The organism is Mucilaginibacter yixingensis (assembly GCF_041080815.1).
Taxonomy (GTDB): Bacteria; Bacteroidota; Bacteroidia; order Sphingobacteriales; family Sphingobacteriaceae; genus Mucilaginibacter; species Mucilaginibacter yixingensis.
This window is the reverse complement of the sequence record NZ_CP160205.1, coordinates 5,326,854-5,345,066: the sequence shown is the minus strand read 5'-3', so window position 1 is coordinate 5,345,066 and position 18,213 is coordinate 5,326,854. Positions and strand designations below refer to the sequence as shown.

The 18,213-nt window shown below is 47.2% G+C and carries 15 protein-coding genes; 8 read left to right on the top strand and 7 right to left on the bottom strand.

The annotated features are described in order from the left end of the window. The first annotated feature begins 104 nt into the window (after window positions 1–104). Both ABZR88_RS22295 and ABZR88_RS22290 read left to right on the top strand, forming a co-directional pair. A complete protein-coding gene (locus ABZR88_RS22295) occupies window positions 105–812 on the top strand; it encodes an SAM-dependent methyltransferase (RefSeq protein WP_107831014.1) in 708 nt (235 codons plus the stop codon). A gap of 7 nt (window positions 813–819) precedes the next feature. Further along, complete coding sequence (locus ABZR88_RS22290; protein WP_107831016.1) at window positions 820–2,412, top strand: FAD-dependent monooxygenase; 1,593 nt, start codon at window positions 820–822, stop codon at window positions 2,410–2,412. 134 nt (window positions 2,413–2,546) lie between these two features. On the opposite strand, the gene ABZR88_RS22285 is transcribed toward ABZR88_RS22290, so the two are convergent. Next, window positions 2,547–4,457 (bottom strand): gliding motility-associated C-terminal domain-containing protein, encoded by a 1,911-nt coding sequence (locus ABZR88_RS22285; protein ID WP_107831018.1) that lies wholly within the window; start codon window positions 4,455–4,457, stop codon window positions 2,547–2,549. Between the two features lie 414 nt (window positions 4,458–4,871). After that, window positions 4,872–5,744, bottom strand: a complete 873-nt coding sequence (locus ABZR88_RS22280) for an FkbM family methyltransferase (RefSeq protein WP_107831020.1) — start codon at window positions 5,742–5,744, stop codon at window positions 4,872–4,874. 97 nt (window positions 5,745–5,841) lie between these two features. Here ABZR88_RS22280 and ABZR88_RS22275 point away from each other — a divergent pair, with 97 nt between their 5' ends. Next, window positions 5,842–6,792, top strand: a complete 951-nt coding sequence (locus ABZR88_RS22275) for an NAD-dependent epimerase/dehydratase family protein (RefSeq protein WP_107831022.1) — start codon at window positions 5,842–5,844, stop codon at window positions 6,790–6,792. Window positions 6,793–6,954: 162 nt separating this feature from the next. Next, window positions 6,955–7,680: a YebC/PmpR family DNA-binding transcriptional regulator gene (locus ABZR88_RS22270; protein WP_107831023.1), complete on the top strand. Its 726-nt coding sequence runs from the start codon at window positions 6,955–6,957 to the stop codon at window positions 7,678–7,680. A 588-nt stretch (window positions 7,681–8,268) separates the two neighbouring features. Here the strand turns inward: ABZR88_RS22270 and rplS are convergent. Continuing rightward, the gene (rplS, locus tag ABZR88_RS22265) at window positions 8,269–8,616 is read right to left on the bottom strand and encodes a 50S ribosomal protein L19 (protein WP_107831025.1); all 348 of its coding nucleotides are present in this window, start codon (window positions 8,614–8,616) and stop codon (window positions 8,269–8,271) included. Between the two features lie 505 nt (window positions 8,617–9,121). Between rplS and ABZR88_RS22260 the strand changes: the two genes are divergently transcribed. Beyond that, window positions 9,122–10,504: a LutB/LldF family L-lactate oxidation iron-sulfur protein gene (locus tag ABZR88_RS22260; RefSeq protein ID WP_107831139.1), complete on the top strand. Its 1,383-nt coding sequence runs from the start codon at window positions 9,122–9,124 to the stop codon at window positions 10,502–10,504. Then, window positions 10,505–11,017 (top strand): dihydrofolate reductase family protein, encoded by a 513-nt coding sequence (locus ABZR88_RS22255; RefSeq protein ID WP_107831027.1) that lies wholly within the window; start codon window positions 10,505–10,507, stop codon window positions 11,015–11,017. A gap of 259 nt (window positions 11,018–11,276) precedes the next feature. Here the strand turns inward: ABZR88_RS22255 and rsmI are convergent, their stop codons facing one another. After that, window positions 11,277–12,011 carry a 16S rRNA (cytidine(1402)-2'-O)-methyltransferase gene (rsmI, locus tag ABZR88_RS22250; RefSeq protein WP_211309872.1) on the bottom strand — a complete coding sequence of 245 codons (735 nt, stop codon included), beginning with the start codon at window positions 12,009–12,011 and terminating at the stop codon, window positions 11,277–11,279. A 176-nt stretch (window positions 12,012–12,187) separates the two neighbouring features. Here rsmI and serS point away from each other — a divergent pair, with 176 nt between their 5' ends. Both serS and rmuC read left to right on the top strand, forming a co-directional pair. After that, window positions 12,188–13,468: a serine--tRNA ligase gene (serS, locus tag ABZR88_RS22245; RefSeq protein WP_107831031.1), complete on the top strand. Its 1,281-nt coding sequence runs from the start codon at window positions 12,188–12,190 to the stop codon at window positions 13,466–13,468. Window positions 13,469–13,590: 122 nt separating this feature from the next. Then, on the top strand, window positions 13,591–14,961 hold the full coding sequence (gene rmuC / locus ABZR88_RS22240; RefSeq protein ID WP_107831034.1) for a DNA recombination protein RmuC: 1,371 nt from the start codon (window positions 13,591–13,593) through the stop codon (window positions 14,959–14,961). 71 nt (window positions 14,962–15,032) lie between these two features. On the opposite strand, the gene ABZR88_RS22235 is transcribed toward rmuC, so the two are convergent. From ABZR88_RS22235 to cydB, 3 genes are all read right to left on the bottom strand, one after another. Then, window positions 15,033–16,238 (bottom strand): glycosyltransferase family 4 protein, encoded by a 1,206-nt coding sequence (locus tag ABZR88_RS22235; RefSeq protein WP_107831036.1) that lies wholly within the window; start codon window positions 16,236–16,238, stop codon window positions 15,033–15,035. Window positions 16,239–16,310: 72 nt separating this feature from the next. Then, window positions 16,311–16,907, bottom strand: coding sequence for a ribonuclease HII (locus tag ABZR88_RS22230; protein ID WP_107831038.1), 597 nt, complete (start codon window positions 16,905–16,907; stop codon window positions 16,311–16,313). Between the two features lie 145 nt (window positions 16,908–17,052). After that, window positions 17,053–18,084, bottom strand: a complete 1,032-nt coding sequence (gene cydB / locus ABZR88_RS22225; RefSeq protein ID WP_107831040.1) for a cytochrome d ubiquinol oxidase subunit II — start codon at window positions 18,082–18,084, stop codon at window positions 17,053–17,055. Window positions 18,085–18,213 lie beyond the last annotated feature (129 nt).

Here is an 18,213-nt window from a genome sequence, read left to right as displayed (position 1 = left end):
CAAAGGAGAGGGCTTTAAAATACAGCAAGTCGATGGCATCAACACAAAATATTCACTCATTAAAAGGAAAGTCCTCCCCCTCGGGGAGGATTTAGGAGGGGTTTATGCCTGGAACTTTATACCTCATTCCCGTCCCCCTAGCCGACGATGCTGCGCGCAAATCTTTTACGCCCTACCTGGTTGATACCATCAATCAGCTAAGTGAGTATATTGTAGAGAATGAGAAAACCGCCCGCCGCTTTCTGAAAGAGGCCGGGTTGAAGATTCCGCAAAGTGAACTTACCATTCACGACTACGGCAAACATCAACGCGATAAAGGCTTAGGCGACTTTTTCAGCGGATTGGTGGTCGGCAAAGATGTTGGCCTGATGAGCGAAGCCGGCTGCCCCGGCGTGGCCGATCCGGGTGCAGATATTGTAGCCGAAGCGCATCGACGTAATATTAAAGTGGTGCCACTGGTTGGCCCAAGTTCTATTTTGCTGGCGCTGATGGCGTCAGGCTTTAACGGCCAGAGCTTTACTTTTCATGGCTACCTGCCGATAGATAAAGTGCAGCGCGCCAAGCGACTGAAAGACCTGGAAGGCCAGGCAGAGCGTTTTAAACAAACACAGCTTTTTATTGAAACTCCTTTCCGCAACAATCAACTGCTGGAAGAAATTTTGCGCAGCCTCAAGCCGGCAACCCGTTTGTGCATTGCCTGCAACCTGACCGCGGCCGACGAAATGGTACAAACCCAAACCATAGCAGCCTGGAAAAAACAACTGCCAGATTTGCATAAAAAGCCAACCATATTCCTCATCTTCTGTTCCTGAAATAGTTATGAAGATCACCGCGCAACATACACAGGTACTCATTATTGGCGCGGGGCCGTCGGGGTTAATGATGGCCGCACAGTTGCTGCGTTACGGCATCCAACCCCTAATTATTGATAGCAAGCAGGGACCAACCACCCACTCTAAAGCGCTGGCTGTGCAAGCCCGTTCCATGGAAATTTACCGGCAGATGGGCATCGCCGACAAAGTAAAGCAAGAGGGTCGGCCGGCCATGGGCGTAGAGATTTGCCTTTATGGAGAACCGCGCGCTCAGGTAAGATTAGACCAGGTTGAGGGTGCCGATACGCCGTATCCCTATGTGCTGATGTATCCGCAATCGCGCAATGAACGGGCGTTGTTAGATTATCTGACCCAAAACTGTTGCCCAGTTTATTGGAACACTACTTTCGAGTCTATTAGTCAGACCCGGGAGCAGGCCACCGTTGTTCTTGAGGCCGATGGAGAATCTCAAACCATCACTGCCGACTGGGTGGTTGCTGCCGACGGTGCACGCAGTCCGGTACGCAAGCAACTAAATATTTCCTTTGGCGGCGATACTTATAAAAACCTGTTCTACCTGATTGACGGCAAACTGAATATCCATTTTGATAGTGATCTGGTGCGATTATTCCTGTCAGACAAAGGCCTGGCTGGATTTTTCCCCTTACCAGGCGACCCTGATTACTTCCGCATAGTTGGCAGTCTGCCTAAACAATATCAAGATAGAGAGGACGAGCTTTCTCTGGAAGAAGTTACGCCTTGGCTGAAGCAGATTACAGGCCAGGCATTCGAAGTTACAGATTGCCGGTGGATTGACACTTACAAACTACATCACCGCATGGCCGAGCATTTCAGATCAGGCCGATGCTTTCTGATTGGAGATGCGGCACACATCCACTCGCCCGTGGGTGGACAGGGAATGAATACCGGTTTACAGGATGCCTATAACCTGGCCTGGAAACTGGCCGGTGTAGTGAATGGCCAATCTAAACCGCGCGTATTGGACAGCTATGCAGATGAACGCATGCCCGTGGCCAAAAGGCTGCTTAACTCTACTGATAGGGTGTTCAAGTTTGCTATGTCCAGTAATCCGCTATCGCGCTTCTTTAAGAAACATGTAATGATCAGGCTGCTGAATTACGTTTGGGATAAAGGCGGCGTAAGAAAACTATTCTTCAAAACGGTATCGCAAACAGGCATCAACTATCGCGACAGCAAACTCAGCCTGCACCTTAGTCACGCCAAAAGCATTAAAGCAGGCGACAGGCTGCCTTGTCTTTCCATCTACGACGAAAAGAAACAAATCACTACCGATCTGCATGAATGGTGCGCCAAACCCGGCTTCACTCTAATACTAATGGGCAAGGTGATAGAAGAAGAATTGTTTATAGTGGCCAAATGGCTCACCCAGCATTATACCGGACTGATCAATTTTTACTACCTCCCGCCATCAGAAAAAAACCAGCAGGTGTTTGATGCTTTTGAGATCAACAAAGGGCAGCATAAATCGATGTTAATCCGGCCCGATATGCACATCGGCTATCTGAACGATGCCATCGACCTGGATCGGATGGATCGATATCTGAAAGAGATTTTTTAGGACATACCCTCATGTCATTGCGAGCAGGGCTGTGGGCACGGATGGAGCGCGAAGCAATCTCGTCGCAGGACTATTGCATGCGACGAGATTGCTTCGTTCCTCGCAATGACAAAAATTGCTACGTCTATCGCATATCACCGCACAATCGCCACCCATCCGGCAAACACATTACCGTTCTTCAAATCAATCTTGTAGTAATAAGTTCCCTCGGGCACGTTCTCACCGTTCATGCGGCCATCCCAGGGTTGGGCGTAGCCGGTGCTGGCAAAAACCACTTTCCCGTAGCGGTTAAACACCTGCGTGGTTGAAGTGGGGTAAGTAATCAGCCCTTCAATATCCCAGATATCGTGCTTACCATCGCCATTAGGCGTAAAAGTATTGGGGATGGTTACTTTGGTATACACGCGCACAAAAACATTGTCTGTAATCTCCGTTCCACAGCCATTTACCGGGACGGCGTGCAGGGTATAGGTAATATCTGATGGTGGCGTGGCTATCGGGTTTAAAATATTAGCATTGCTCAGGTAATCAGCGGGCGTCCAGTAATAGGTTGCGTAAGTGGCCTTACCATCCAGCGTAACGCTTTGCCCCTGGGTGATCTTCTTATCCGCACCCGCATCCACCGTAGGTTTGGGGATCACATTTATGGTAGCACTGGCCGTATTGCTGCAACTGCCATTGGTAACGGTAACCGTATAAGTAGTGGTTTGCGCCGGAGTAGCCACCGGATTAGCCACATTGGCATTTGACAAGCCCGTAGCAGGCGACCAGCTATAACTGCCACCCCCGGTTGCCGACAGTGTGGTTTGATCGCCCTGACAAATGGTTGTTGCAGCGGCTGATGCGGTGGCAACCACCTGTGGATTAACTGTTACCGGCACATCAAAACTAGCCTCGCAAGTATTTTTTGTGGTCTTTAAATGATAGGTACCCGAGTTAGCCGTGGTGGCATTAGTAATGGCCGGCGATTGTTGGCTGGACGTGAACCCATTGGGCCCCGTCCACTCATAGTTATCCGCAGATACTGCATTTAAATTAATGGTACCGCCATAACAAACCGGACTATTAACCGTGGGCGCAGTAGCCACACTACTGTTAATAGTTAGCGTCAGCACGTTGGATACTACCTGGCAATTAACCGAACCTATCTTATCGGCCTCTGCACTTACCAATCTATATTGATAGGTGCCTGCTACCGCTGGCGCAAAATTAAGCGTATAGGTGGTTGAAGTAGCGCCGGGAATATCGGTCCAGCCACTGGCAGCATTGAGCACCTGCCATTGATACGCGGGATTGGTATAGCCCGATGACGGATCGCCTTTTAACGTATAGGTTTGATTGGTGCCCGCACAGCCCGTCAACGCAGTTGTGCTGGTTGCTCCAAAAGTGGACGTAATAATTGGGCCGCAGGGACGGAAGGTGATATCATCAAGCGCCAGGTCATTGGCCGGGGCTCCGCCCGAGCTGTTGTTACGCATCCTGATCACAATGTCAGACACGCCGGCCGGCGTGGTAAACAGCATGCCTTCGGGGACCCAGTGCGGGCCATCGGTAGTGAGCGGTATAGACCCCGTGTTAAGGCTTTTAATTACCGTACCATCTGGTTTTTCAATCAAAAAAGTAATATCGGGCGGACTGATATCACGCGAGCGTAACAAGTTAACCACCCAGGCTTTAAACTCATAAGTGGTACCGGGGCACAAGCCGGTAATGGTGCTTTTATAAAAATAGTCTGTTGTTGAAAGGCTGGCGTTAACTACCATCATGTAGCCGCCGGTGTTGCCGGTATGATCGGTAGTGCTCCACCAGGTTGCGCCGGCCCCGGCAGTGGTATTCTCTACCGTATAAGAACCATCAATGGGGAAATCTGCCGATGAGTAGGTGTAGCTGGTAAAATCACTCCCCAAGGCTGCAGCATGCGTTGAAGTACCCGATCCAAAGGTTATGTTCACCACCGGATCGCCCAGGCTCCCTGTACACAATTGCGCCATAGCCAGCTTGCTACCCAGCATCAAGCCCATCAATAAGCAGCATTTACGTAACATTTGGTTTAAGTAGTTTAGATTTCTTAAACAAACAGTCAGCCTCACCTAAATCATCTCCTCCAAAGGAGTCCTTCCGGAGAGGGGTTTGGGCAGTGGCCTCACCAGCTTGAGGTATTGTTAAATAGTTTAATGTGCAGCGCCTTCAAGTAAAACCAATAAAAAAGACCGGCCACCATAAAACCGGTCTTTTTACAAGAGCCTTTAACCCTTTTCGACCAAATCACAAACACATACTGATCTCGAAACGGCTCTTGCTGATATAAATGTGCGCGGAAAAAATGCGCTTTTTATCGATGTATCGGTGAACGGGGATTTTGTGTCGATGAAAGAAAAAAGACAGGGATATTATAAGTTTACACCTTGTTAAGGATTGTTATCAGCACATCAGGCAATGTGCAAGTTATGGCATATCAATCAAAAAGAAACGCCCTTTATGGTTGTTTTAGGGCTATCCATAAGCCTCGCCCTCACAAAGCGATCGTTACGGATATATAAAGTATTATGTTCTTTATTATGGGGAATTTCAACAACACATCGTTCAAATGGCAGATACTTAACAGACTTAAAGCCATTTTTCAATAATTCCAAATGTATTCCATCATCATTAAAACCGTACCGATTACCAGAGCCATTAAGTTCAATAACAATTGCTTTCAGGCTCTCCTGCTTTAAAACATCTGCCGATCCTTTTAGCACTTCAGCTTCAAACCCCTCAACATCTATTTTTAGCATGGTGGGGTTTTTGTCTTTCAAAATATCATCAAGGCTGTTAATATCTACAAATACACCATCAGCGGCATCATCAACCACTACATGATTTCCGGTATCAAGCAAATTGGTAAATTTTAATCTCCCTTTTGTGCTACCCACGCCAGCGTTCAGCGCACTCACTTTACCGGCTATATTATTCAGGTCAATATTCTTCAGAAGATATCCAAAAGTTTGTGGCACAGGTTCAATAGATACCGTTCTTGCGCCAACGTGTGCAGACGCCAATACGGTGTAACTACCAATATTGGCCCCAACATCAACAAACAGATCATCTTCTCGAAGAAAATGCAGCAAGAATGCCATATCCTCAAACTCATGCAAGCCGCAATAAACATTGCCCGTAGCGCCTGTTAATCCGTTCCAAACCCACAGCTTACTTTTAGAGGTAAACTGATAAACAACCGGCACCTTACGTAAGCGCGATGTAATTTGCCACCTTATGAACCCCCATATATTACGTATTGGCTTTGCACCACTTATGGGGTGCTGCGTAATATATTTGATGGTTTTTAACACCTTGCAATTTATCAATTTTAGCGGCTTCTACTAACCGGCCTTTTGCACTATTACACAATTTTATAAATTTGTTTATAACAAACTTAGGTAAATACGCATGAGCGAAACGATACTGGTGATTGGAGCAAATGGCCAGATTGGGACCGAGCTGGTTAATGCTTTGCGAGGTGTCTATGGCACGGAGCGGGTTATTGCATCGGATATTAACAACCCTACGTATGCCATCCGTTACAGCGGGCCTTTTGAATTTGTGAACGTGCTTGACAAAGACAACCTGCATCACATTTTTCAAAAGTATCAGCCCACGCAGGTTTACCAGCTGGCGGCCATTTTATCGGCAGTCGGCGAGCAAAAACCACGCATGGCCTGGGATCTGAATATGACCGGCCTGATCCATGTGCTTGATTTTGCCGTAGAGTTTGGTGTAAAGAAAGTATTCTGGCCAAGCTCTATAGCGGTTTTCGGGCCACACTCACCACAGTATAATACGCCGCAATATTGCGTAATGGATCCCAACACCGTCTACGGCTTCAGCAAATTGGCCGGCGAACGCTGGTGCGAGTATTATAATCGCAAGCACGGACTGGATGTGCGCAGTCTGCGTTATCCCGGCTTGATTGGCTGGCGGGCAAACCCCGGCGGCGGCACTACCGATTATGCGGTACATATTTTTCACGAAGCGCTGAAGAACGGCAGGTACGAGAGCTTCCTCTCGGCCAATACAGCCCTGCCTATGATGTATATGGACGATGCCATCCGCGCTACGCTAACGCTGATGGATGCCCCGGCGCAGCAGATCTGCATCCGCTCCAGCTACAACCTGGGTGGCATCAGTTTTACGCCCGCGCAACTGGCCGATGAAATTAAAAAGCATCTGCCTGATTTTGAGATCAGCTATGCCGGGGATGATCCGCGGCAAGCCATTGCCGACAGTTGGCCCAAAAGTATAGACGACAGCCAGGCACAAACCGACTGGGGCTGGCAATTGGAATTTGATCTGCCTAAAATGACGGCAGACATGCTGGAGAATTTGAAAACAGTAATTTAGCCTACTTATATCCCTAAAGGGGAAACTATTATACCACAAATGATAGTTTGTTTATTTAGCCGGGTAAGTTAAATTTGCAACTTAATATTAATCACATAATTAAACACACTGCCCTTGGCAGTATAAATCCTCCTCCTTTAGGGGATCGGGGGGCCTTGAGATATGGGAAGAGCATTTGAATTCCGTAAAGAAAGAAAGTTTAAACGTTGGGCCAAGATGGCCGTACAGTTTACCCGTTTAGGTAAAGAGATTGTAATGGCGGTGAAATCCGGCGGTCCGAACCCTGAGACAAACTCGGCTTTGCGTACTGTAGTCCAAAACGCCAAAGCAGTAAACATGCCGAAAGACCGTGTTGAAGCTGCTATTAAACGTGCATCGAGCAAAGACTCGAGCAACTACGAGGAGATTGTTTACGAAGGTTACGCCCCACATGGTGTAGCTGTACTTGTAGAAACCGCTACCGATAACACCAACCGTACTGTAGCCAACGTCCGCAGTTATTTCACCAAAACTAACGGTGCGTTGGGCAAAACCGGTTCGCTCGATTTTATTTTTACCCGCAAAGCTGTATTTCGCTTTGATCCGGGCGAGCGTGACCTGGAAGAGTTAGAGCTTGAACTGATTGACGGCGGTCTGGAAGACCTCTTTGTTGAAGCCAACGAAGAAGGTAATGCAGAAGCTGTGATCCACACCGCATACGAGGATTTTGGCAAAATGCAGAAAACATTGGAAGAGATGGGTATCGAAACCAAATCGGCCAAGTTAGAGCGCGTTGCCCAATCATTCAAAGAAGTAACCGAAGAGCAAGCAGCCGATGTAATGAAGCTGATTGACAAACTGGAAGAAGACGACGACGTACAGGCGGTTTATTATAATATTGCCGAGTAGTCACTTTAGTCCGAAAGATAAAAAAGCGATGGGGAAACCTATCGCTTTTTCTATTTGTGAAATGATCAAACACCAGCGCGCCGGGTATCATCCTGAGCTTCGTCGAAGGGCGCATAAAGCCCAAACAAGCATGCTGCCAACTGCAATCCCAACTGGCCGCACCTACGGCGCTCGATCTATCTCATCAACGATCTTCTACAAAAAGTTCGCTCCTCTGGAGCACACAAGTATTGGAAAGACGAGAACAAAGCGAGGGCTGAGCGATTCCCCTCTTGAGAGGGGTGGAGGGGTGTGTCCTTTGTGCGTGCGAAATGACACACCCTGCAGCCGCACATTCAACGCGCCCCCTCTCAAGAGGGGATCTTAACTCATCCCAACACCTGCGCACTGGAGCCGAATCCATGAGACATATTCATTACCTTACGCACCTTTTAGCACAACACTCCGCTAGTTCAAAACATGAGCCGTAAATCTCAATAAACAACCGGAAGAAAGGCATCACCAAATGCCATAACAAAAAGCCGCAACCTATTTCAGGCAGCGGCTTTAATATTTTTGACACCCGCAATCGGAGGGTGTTGCAGAGAATTAAACTCTTTTTGATTTGATACGGGCAGCTTTACCGGTAAGAGCGCGCAGATAGAACAATTTAGCTCTACGTACTTTACCATAGCTGTTTACGTCAATTTTCTCGATGTTTGGAGAGTTGATTGGGAAAATACGCTCAACACCTACGCCGTTTGATACTTTACGAACTGTGAAAGTTTCGCTAGCACCAACGCTGTTGCGCTGTATAACCACACCTTGGTAAACCTGGATACGCTCCTTGTTACCTTCTCTAATTTTATAATGTACACTTACAGTGTCACCAGCTTTAAATGAAGGAACCTGCTTATTTTCTACCGATTGCTCTTCAACAAATTTTACTAAATCCATGATTTTTAGCTCTTAATGCGATTTTTAGCCCGTAAAAATCGGATTGCAATAATAGAGATTATTTTTCAGAATAAAAAACTGATTTTAAAAATTTCCACATTCTTCAAATCATTTTCAAAATGCTGAGAATTATCTGGTTGCATTAAAGCTGTCATTTCATCAGTATAAACCTATCTGGGGTTATCAACATTGTTAAAAAAATACTTTGTGCTGTTTAAAATCAAAAAAGGTCTGTCATTTCGACGAACAGCGCGTGGGGCTGTGGGAGGCGTGAGGAGAAATCTTATCCCTCATGCTTGCCGTACGGCCTTGCAATCGTACATGATTTCTCCTCACTCCCTGCTCCACCTCCGCTTGTTCGTTCGAAATGACAACGGTATGCGCCACCCTACTCAAAAACACGCCCCGCATTCCACACATTTTCGCCTCACCTGCATTATTGTTAAAATCTTTAACGTTAAATTGTCGTTAATCAAATTAATTTTGCTGAACCGTCTTTATGAATATGGGAAAAACCGCTGAAGAATTTTTGACCGATGCAGAGCAGAAGGTGTTTGACCAAAGGCACCGCCAGATCATCAACTTTAATATTGGCCGTTATGATACGGCTGTTGAGCGCGGACTGAGTCGCCTGGCCAATTTGGAGAACTCCAAGCGCAAAGGTCATGTCATTAAATGGCGGTCAATGGAAAACCTGGACAAGTACCTGATTGAGTTTGAGGCCAATTTTCAAAAACGTGGCGGCAAGGTAATCTGGGCAAATGATGTGGAGGAAGCCCAGCAGGAGATTTTGAAGATTATGCAACGGGTGGGCGCTAAATCGGCCATCAAATCAAAATCAATGGTAACTGAAGAAATTCATTTGAATGAATTTCTGGAAGCCAACAACATAGAAAGCCTGGAAAGTGATCTGGGCGAATACATTGTACAATTGCTGGGGCAAAAGCCATACCATATCATCACCCCGGCCATGCACCTCAGCAAAGAGGACATTGCCAAGCTGTTTCACGAAAAGTTTAATACCCCGCCAGACTCAACCCCGGAGTTTTTGGTGGCAAAGGCCCGCGAATTATTGCGCGAAAAATATCTGCAGGCTGATGTAGGTTTCTCTGGCGGCAATTTCCTGCTGGCCGATACCGGCAGCATCTGCCTTACCGAAAACGAGGGCAACGCACGTTTGTGTACTACTTTTCCAAAAACACACATCGCTATTGTGGGTATTGAGAAGATCATCCCATCCATAGCCGATCTTGATATTTACTGGCCCATGCTGGCTACACACGGTACGGGGCAAAACCTTACCGTTTATAATTCCATCCTGAGTGGCCCGCGCCAACCTGGCGAAACCGATGGACCGGAGGAGATGTACGTCATCTTGCTGGATAACGGTCGCACCAACCTGCTGGCACAAAAAGAACAGCGACAGGGTTTGTACTGCATCCGCTGCGGAGCCTGTTTAAACGGGTGCCCTATTTATCGCAATGTGGGCGGCTATACCTATAATACTACCTACAGCGGGCCCATCGGCTCTATCATAACCCCGCACATGAAGGGCATGGAAGAGTTTAAACACCTCAGCAATGCGTCCAGTTTGTGCGGTAAATGCACCGAAGTGTGCCCGGTTAAAATAGAGATCCACAAGATGTTGCTGCTTAACCGCCGCGACTCCGTAAATGAAGGACTGGTGACCGGTATGGAAAAATTTGGCTGGAACTGGTGGAAACGCGCCATGAAGAAACGCAAACTGATGGATTTCTTCGGCGGCAAGATGAAGAACTTCCTGCTGAAAAAGCTCTTCAAGAAAACATGGGGACATTACCGCGAGATGCCACAGGTAGCCGAAAAATCATTCTCGCAACAGTGGAAAGAGCGACATAAAGAAGAATAAATGCGTAGAGTTATCTTAAATGTGGCCGTGAGCCTGGATAGTTTTATTGAAGGCCCCAACGGCGAGTATGATTGGTGCTTTGCCGATCAGGATTATGGCATGACCGAGTTTTTCAGCCAGATCGAGATCATTTTTATGGGCCGCAAAAGCTATGACCTGATTAAGCGTACGGGCGATATCAATGCTTTCCCGCAATACAAGTTTGTATTTTCAGACACGCTGATGCCCGAAGAAAATCCGGCAGTAGAAATTATTCGCAAAGCTGATTTTCTGAGTGAAGTGCAAAAAATCAGAACAAGTCCTGGTGGTGATATCTGGTTGTTTGGCGGGGCCGAGCTGGTATCTGCATTTGTGCAGGCCGGCCTGGTTGATGAGTTGCTGCTATCTATTCACCCTATTTTATTAGGCAGCGGCAAGCCATTGTTTGAGCATATCGATCGTACTAGTTTACAATTTATGGGTTCGAAGAGTTATTCGAGCGGATTGTTGCAGGCCAGGTATGGATTGGTGTAGGGATTAGGTTACACGCTAATACATTGCTGACGGCGGCCAGAGGCCGCGAGATAGTAGTCACTCGCCAGGAGGCGAGCGACTGCAAATGGGATTAAAGACAAAATGCGGCTTTGCCGCATTTTGTCTTTAATATATATAAATCCGCAATCGCTCGCGTCTCCGCGAGTGACTACTATCTCGCGGCCTCCGGCCGCCGTCGGAATCCAAAGTCCATTACTTTAATAAAGTAAGAGCAGAATCCGGGTGCATCAATACAATATCAATCCTCATCATCCCTATACTTGGAAGTCCTCTCCTTCGGAGAGGATTTAGGAGAGGTATTCCCCATCACGCAAATCACAAACTCCCCTTTTACGGGATGCGTTTCAAAATGAGTTTTCACCTCGGCAACCGTGCCGCGCACCGTTTCTTCGAACATTTTAGTTAGCTCGCGCGATACGGAGATCAACCTGTCGGCGCCAAAATAAGTAGCCATTTCTTCCAGCGTTTTCAGCAGGCGGTGTGGCGACTCATATAATATAATAGTGCGGTCTTCTTCAGCCAGTTGCTTATAACGGGTTTGCCTGCCTTTTTTCAGCGGCAAAAATCCTTCAAAACAAAACTTATCTGTAGGGAAACCGGAGTTAACCAGCGCAGGGACAAAAGCAGTCGGGCCGGGCAGGCATTCCACTGCAATGTCATGCTTCAAGGCCTCGCGCACCAGGTAAAAACCAGGATCGGAGATGGCGGGTGTGCCAGCGTCAGAGATCAGCGCAATCTGTTTACCTTCGTTTAAAAAACGGATAATCTCGTTACTGCTCTGGTGCTCATTATGCTGATGGTGTGCAAAAACACGGGCGGTAACGCCAAAGTGTTTAAGCATGGGGGCAGAGGTGCGGGTATCCTCGGCCAGTATCAGGTCGGCTTCTTTCAATATCCGCACAGCCCGAAAGGTCATGTCTTCCAGGTTGCCAATGGGGGTGGGTACTAAGTAGAGTTTGCCGGGTTGGTTCATAGATGATAGTTCATGGTTCATAGTCAATCGCAGCAACTGAGTAAATGGCTATATAGACTATTGGGCGACGCTGATCAGTTCATGACATCCACAATAAAACGGTGCTACAAAACACCATCAACTATGAACCATTAACCACGAACTTTATATCTTTGCTTCGTTTTAAAAATAAAATAATGCTGCAAGTTAATTATATCCGCGATAACCGCGAACAGGTTTTGGAACGTTTGGCTGTAAAAAATTTCAAACAGCCCGAGTTGGTCGATGAGATCATCAGTCTTGACAAAGAACGCCGCCGCCTGCAAACTTCCAGCGAAGAACTGCAGGCCAAAGCCAATGCCGAAGCCAAAAAGATTGGCGAGCTAATGAAAAGCGGCCAGAAAGACGAGGCCGAAAAGCTGAAAGCTTACACTACCGAGCTGCGCGAAATCATCAAGGTAAACACTACCGAGCTTACTGCTATTGAAGAAAATCTGCAGCAAAAAATTGTATTGCTGCCCAACCTGCCGCACTCATCTGTACCAAAAGGGCTAACACCTGAGGAAAACGAGATAGTTTTAGAAAATGGCGCCAAGCCAGAACTGCCTGCCAGCGCGCTGCCGCATTGGGAGCTGGCTGCCAAATATGATTTAATTGATTTTGAACTGGGCGTAAAAATTACCGGCGCCGGGTTCCCTGTTTATAAAGGCAAGGGTGCTAAACTGCAACGTGCCTTAATTGCTTTCTTTTTAGATGAAGCCGAAAAAGCTGGTTATAACGAGGTGATCCCACCGCTGGTGGTAAACGAGGCGTCGGGCTTCGGTACCGGTCAGCTGCCGGATAAAGAGGGACAGATGTATTTTGTAAATCAGGATGGTTTATACCTGATCCCAACTGCGGAGGTGCCTATCACCAACCTGTACCGCGATGTGATATTGAAGGCCGACGAACTGCCGGTGCGTAACTGCGGTTATACCCCATGTTTCCGTCGCGAGGCTGGTTCATATGGTGCCCACGTGCGCGGACTGAATCGTTTGCACCAGTTTGATAAAGTAGAGATTGTACAGGTGGTAAACCCTGAAACATCATACAATGTACTGGAAGATATGAGTGCCCATGTGCAAGGCCTGTTGCAAAAGTTGGGCCTGCCATACCGTGTGCTGCGTTTGTGCGGCGGCGATATGGGCTTTGCATCTGCCCTGACTTATGATATGGAAACCTGGAGCGCAGCACAACAACGCTGGCTGGAGGTATCATCCGTATCAAACTTTGAAACCTTCCAGAGCAATCGCCTCAAATTGCGCTTCAAAAATGCAGAGGGTAAAACTCAGCTAGCTCACACCTTAAACGGCAGCGCACTGGCCCTGCCGCGTATTGTGGCTACATTGTTAGAGAACAACCAGACCGAGAATGGCATCAAAATTCCTGAAGCGCTGGTACCTTACACCAGATTTGAGTGGATTGGCGAATCCAACTAATTCAATTGATGAATTAAACCTCTCATAATAACTAAAAAACAAGGCGCCTTGATCTCTGGTCAAGGCGCCTTGTTTTTTACCAATCAATTCCCCATCTTCGTTTTGCTAAAATTTTTATCAAAATGGAACTATTCGTTTTAGCTGCCGGGGCTATAATGTTGCTGGCCGCAATCATCATCATATTAAAACGTCCGGCCGGCGGTACTGACAGCGCCGAACAACAGCGTTTATTGGCAGAAAACAATCAATTAAATATTGATCTGGCCCGCGCTACCGAGCGCAGCGAGTGGTTGCTTAATGAGCGCGACAATACTGCCCGTTTGCTACAGGATGAACGCTTGCGTTTTGAAAGTCAACTTAAAGCTTACAACGATGAATTGGGGGCCGAGCGCATGCGTACCACAGCGGCTGAACAATCGCTAAGAGCACAGCGTGAGCGACTGGCCGAGCAGGAACTTTACCTGCAAGAGCTACAACAAAAGTTACGATTAGAATTTGAAAACGTGGCTGGTAAACTGCTGGAAGAAAAATCGCAGAAATTTGCCGATACCAACCGCGCCAGCTTAGATCAGCTGCTCAATCCGCTGAAAGAGAATATCAAGCTGTTTGAGGAAAAGGTAGAGAAGGTTTATAAGGCCGAATCAGACGAGCGGAATGTGTTGAAAGGAGAGATCTCCCGACTGATGGAACTAAACAAGCAGATTAGCGAGGAAGCTAACAACCTTACCCGCGCCCTCAAAGCCGACACCAAAAAGCAAGGCAACTGGGGCGAGGTAATCTTAGACCGGATACTGGAGGCATCGGGCCTGTTAGAGGGCGAGAGCTACACCAAACAAGGCAAAGGTATGGGATTGGAGGATGAGGATGGCAACCGTTTCCAACCCGATGTAATTGTGAACCTGCCGGATAATAAGCATATCATCATCGACTCGAAAGTGTCGTTGCTGGCTTATGAGCGATTGGTAAACAGCAATACCGATGAGGAGCGCGATCTGCATCTGCGCCAGCACATTATCTCTATTAAAAACCACATCAATAACCTGGGAGGAAAAAACTATCAAAGCTTATACGGCCTGCGCTCGCCAGATTTTGTATTGCTGTTTGTGCCTATTGAATCGTCGTTTGCTATAGCTATTCAGCACGATATTGATCTGTTTGAGTTTGCCTGGAACAAAAAGGTGGTACTGGTAACCCCTTCAACTCTGTTGGCTACGCTAAAAACCGTTGCCAGCATCTGGAAACAGGAGCAGCAAACCCGCAACGCCATTGATATTGCCACCAAGGCAGGTGCGTTGTATGATAAATTTGTAGGTTTTATGGACGACCTGCAGGGCATTGGCGATCATATTGACCGGTCTAAAAAAGCTTACAATGATGCTTTTGGCAAGCTATCTACCGGCAGCGGTAATTTGGTTGGCCGGGTAGAGACGTTGAAGAAGCTGGGCGCAAAGGCAACAAAGCAGCTGGATGAACGGTTGATAAGTGAAGAGTGATGATTGGGTGATGACTGCTTTAATCTTACCCGTCATTGTTTCGTTCCTCTCAGCAATGACGGGTATATGTTCTACACTGACAGCACGTCGTTATAAAACTTAACCAGGTGCTTGTTAATGGCAGTAATATCATATTGTTGTTCTACCAGTTTACGAGCATTACGGCCAATGCGCGTGCAGTATTCCTCGTCGCTAACGCAGCGGTTAATGGCACGCAGAAACTCCTCACGGGTATCGGCAATCAGAATATCCTGCCCCTTGGTGTAGGCAATGCCCTCGGCGCCGAGGGTGGTTGAGATAATGCATTTTTGCATAGCCATCCCTTCCACAATTTTCACACGCATACCACCACCAGAAAGCAACGGCACAATCATGATTGACTTGCTGTTTACAAACTCCAGTGCGTCATCTACCTCGCCTTGTATAAATATTTTGCCCAGGGCCTCGTATTCGTCAAACTGTTCGGGGATATCGTTACCGGCAACATAGAAACGGCAGCGCAGGTTACCATCCACAAAATCCTGGTGAAAGCTTTGCAAAAACCACTCAATACCTTCACGGTTAGGCATCCAGTTCAAAGAGCCGAGAAAAAACAAGCTGGGAAATTCAGTTTGATGCAAATTGGGGCGATATTTTGACATATTGATACTCACCGGTATCACTTCAATTTTACCCGTTGCACCATATTGAATCATGGTTAGCCGGTCCTGCTCGGTAAATACCGACATAGCATCAAAGCTATTCATGTGCTGCAACTCGTAGCGCTTTACACGACCGGCAATCAGCTTTAAAAATAACTTCTTCAGCGGATCGCTCTTTTGATGAGCCAGACGCTGCCAAACCTGGTGCTCAATGTTATGCGCCCGGTAAACCAGTTTGGCTTTGGTATGCTTGCGCACTTCTTCCAGATAAGGCGCTACAAATAATCCTTCAAACTGAATAATATCATAGGGGTTATTGCGCACCTCGCGGATGAGCAGACGCTCAAAAGCCGGATCATAATAACGATTGATATTGGCCGAATCATGACTAAACAGGTTGAGCAACGCGTCCATCAGCGATACGCTGGTATCAATATCATAAGAGCGGTATTGAATTCTTTGCAGCAGTTCGTCATCAGGTGGCGGCGAGTCTTCGTAGCGCTTTTCTGTGTTTAATGAAACCAACGATACATCGTGCCCGGCATCCACCAGCCCGCGGATGGTATTGCCCACCACAATGGGGTAGCCGCCGTTTTGTGGAAACGGAATACGATGTGTTAGAATCAATACTTTCAAAACGACAGATTAAACTGGTTATGGTTACCAAACAAAAATAACCAACAGGGGTGCGCAATCAAAATGTAGCGACTAAAAAATAGTCAGCTGAGGATCAGAAACGCGAAATGAACGACGGTGATACGGTGTATAACCCAACTCCATCACCATTTTACGGTGTTTAATGGTAGGGTAGCCCTTGTTGCTGTGCCAGTCGTACTCAGGATGCTCGGCTGCAATCTGCTTCATAAAGTCATCGCGGTAGGTTTTGGCCAATATTGATGCCGCCGCGATGCTGAAATATTTACCGTCGCCCTCTATAATACATTGGTGCGGAACGGCTTGATATTTATTGAACCGGTTGCCGTCAATAATCAGAAACTCAGGGCGTGTGTGCAGCATGTCTAACGCACGGTGCATAGCCAGAAACGAAGCATTGAGAATATTGATCTGATCTATCTCCACATTATCAACCGAGGCCACGGCCCAGGCTACGGCCTGCTCCTCTACAACTGCGCGCAGCTCATAACGGTCATCCTCCTTTAGCTGCTTGGAGTCGTTCAATAAATGGTGATCAAAATCTGCCGGCAAAATAACGGCCGCTGCAAAAACAGGACCAGCCAGGCATCCGCGCCCCGCTTCATCGCAACCCGCCTCTATCAATTCATGCTGAAACCTGGCTAATAACATATTTCAAATATGCTGATTTTAACGTGGATCAAGAACCGGGATTTACCGAATTTGTAAGATTAACAGGATTTTTGTTTAAAACGCAGGCGTCATCCTACGCGCATTGGATCCTGTCAATCCTATAAATCCGTTTAATCCTGGTTTTCTAATAACTCATCTCATCCAGCTTCACCTTGCCTTTAAAAGTCATAAACACAAAGGTAGTGTAGCCAACCACCAGCGGCACGCCAATGGCGGCAAACGTGAGCATAATGCCCAACGTTTTTTCTGACGATGAAGAGTTGTAGATAGTTAAATGGTTAGCCGGCGATTGGCTGCTTAACAGCATGTTTGGATAAAGCTCAATCGCAACCAGGATCATCAGCAGGCTAATAGTTACTGCCGATGATACGAAGGCATAGATATACTTGCGTTTGGTTATTTGGCGGGTAATGTTGGCAATGGCCAGCACCATCATTACAGGGATAACAAACAACTCTGGGAAACTACGGATTACCTTGGCCATATGCGGCTCGTAAAGCAGCGTGTAGAATGAGGTAAGCAAAATCATGATGACAAAGAAGATGGTAGTATCGCGCACCAGGATGGTGAGTTTGGCGTAAAGTCGGTCTTCGGTTTTCATTACCAAATAAATGGCGCCGTGCATCATCAGCAGGGCCAGCGTGGTAATGCCCATCAGGATGGCATACATGTTAAAAAAGTCCAGGAAACTACCGTGAAACACATGATCGGGACCAACATTGATGCCTTCAATTACGTTGCCCAAAATCAAACCTAACAAAAACGCAATCAACGCGCTGGAGCAGGTATAGCAGATATCCCACATGCGTCGCCACCAGAACATGGGCTCTTTACTGCGAAACTCAATGGAGATGGCCCTAAATATAATCCCCAGCAAAAACAACATAAAGGGAACGTAAAAGGCAGACAGCATAGTGGCATACACCACCGGGAAGCCGGCAAACAGCGCGCCACCGCCAATAACAATCCACACCTCGTTACCATCCCACACCGGCCCGATAGCGTTGAGCACAATCCTGCGGCTTTGCTCTTTCACAAAGAACAAGTGCAGCGCCCCGGCACCCAAATCAAAACCATCAAGAATAATGTAGCCGGTAAATACGGCGCCTATCAGCAGGAACCACCATGTTTGATAATCTATGCCTAAAAATGTCATATACCCCCTCCAACTCCCCCGAAAGGGGGAGCGCTTTTTATGCTTTGTTACGATGGGTTTGAAACCCATCGCTATTTATTAATTTATCTTCCCGCAGTCGCTCGCGTCTTCGCGAGTGACGACTATCCC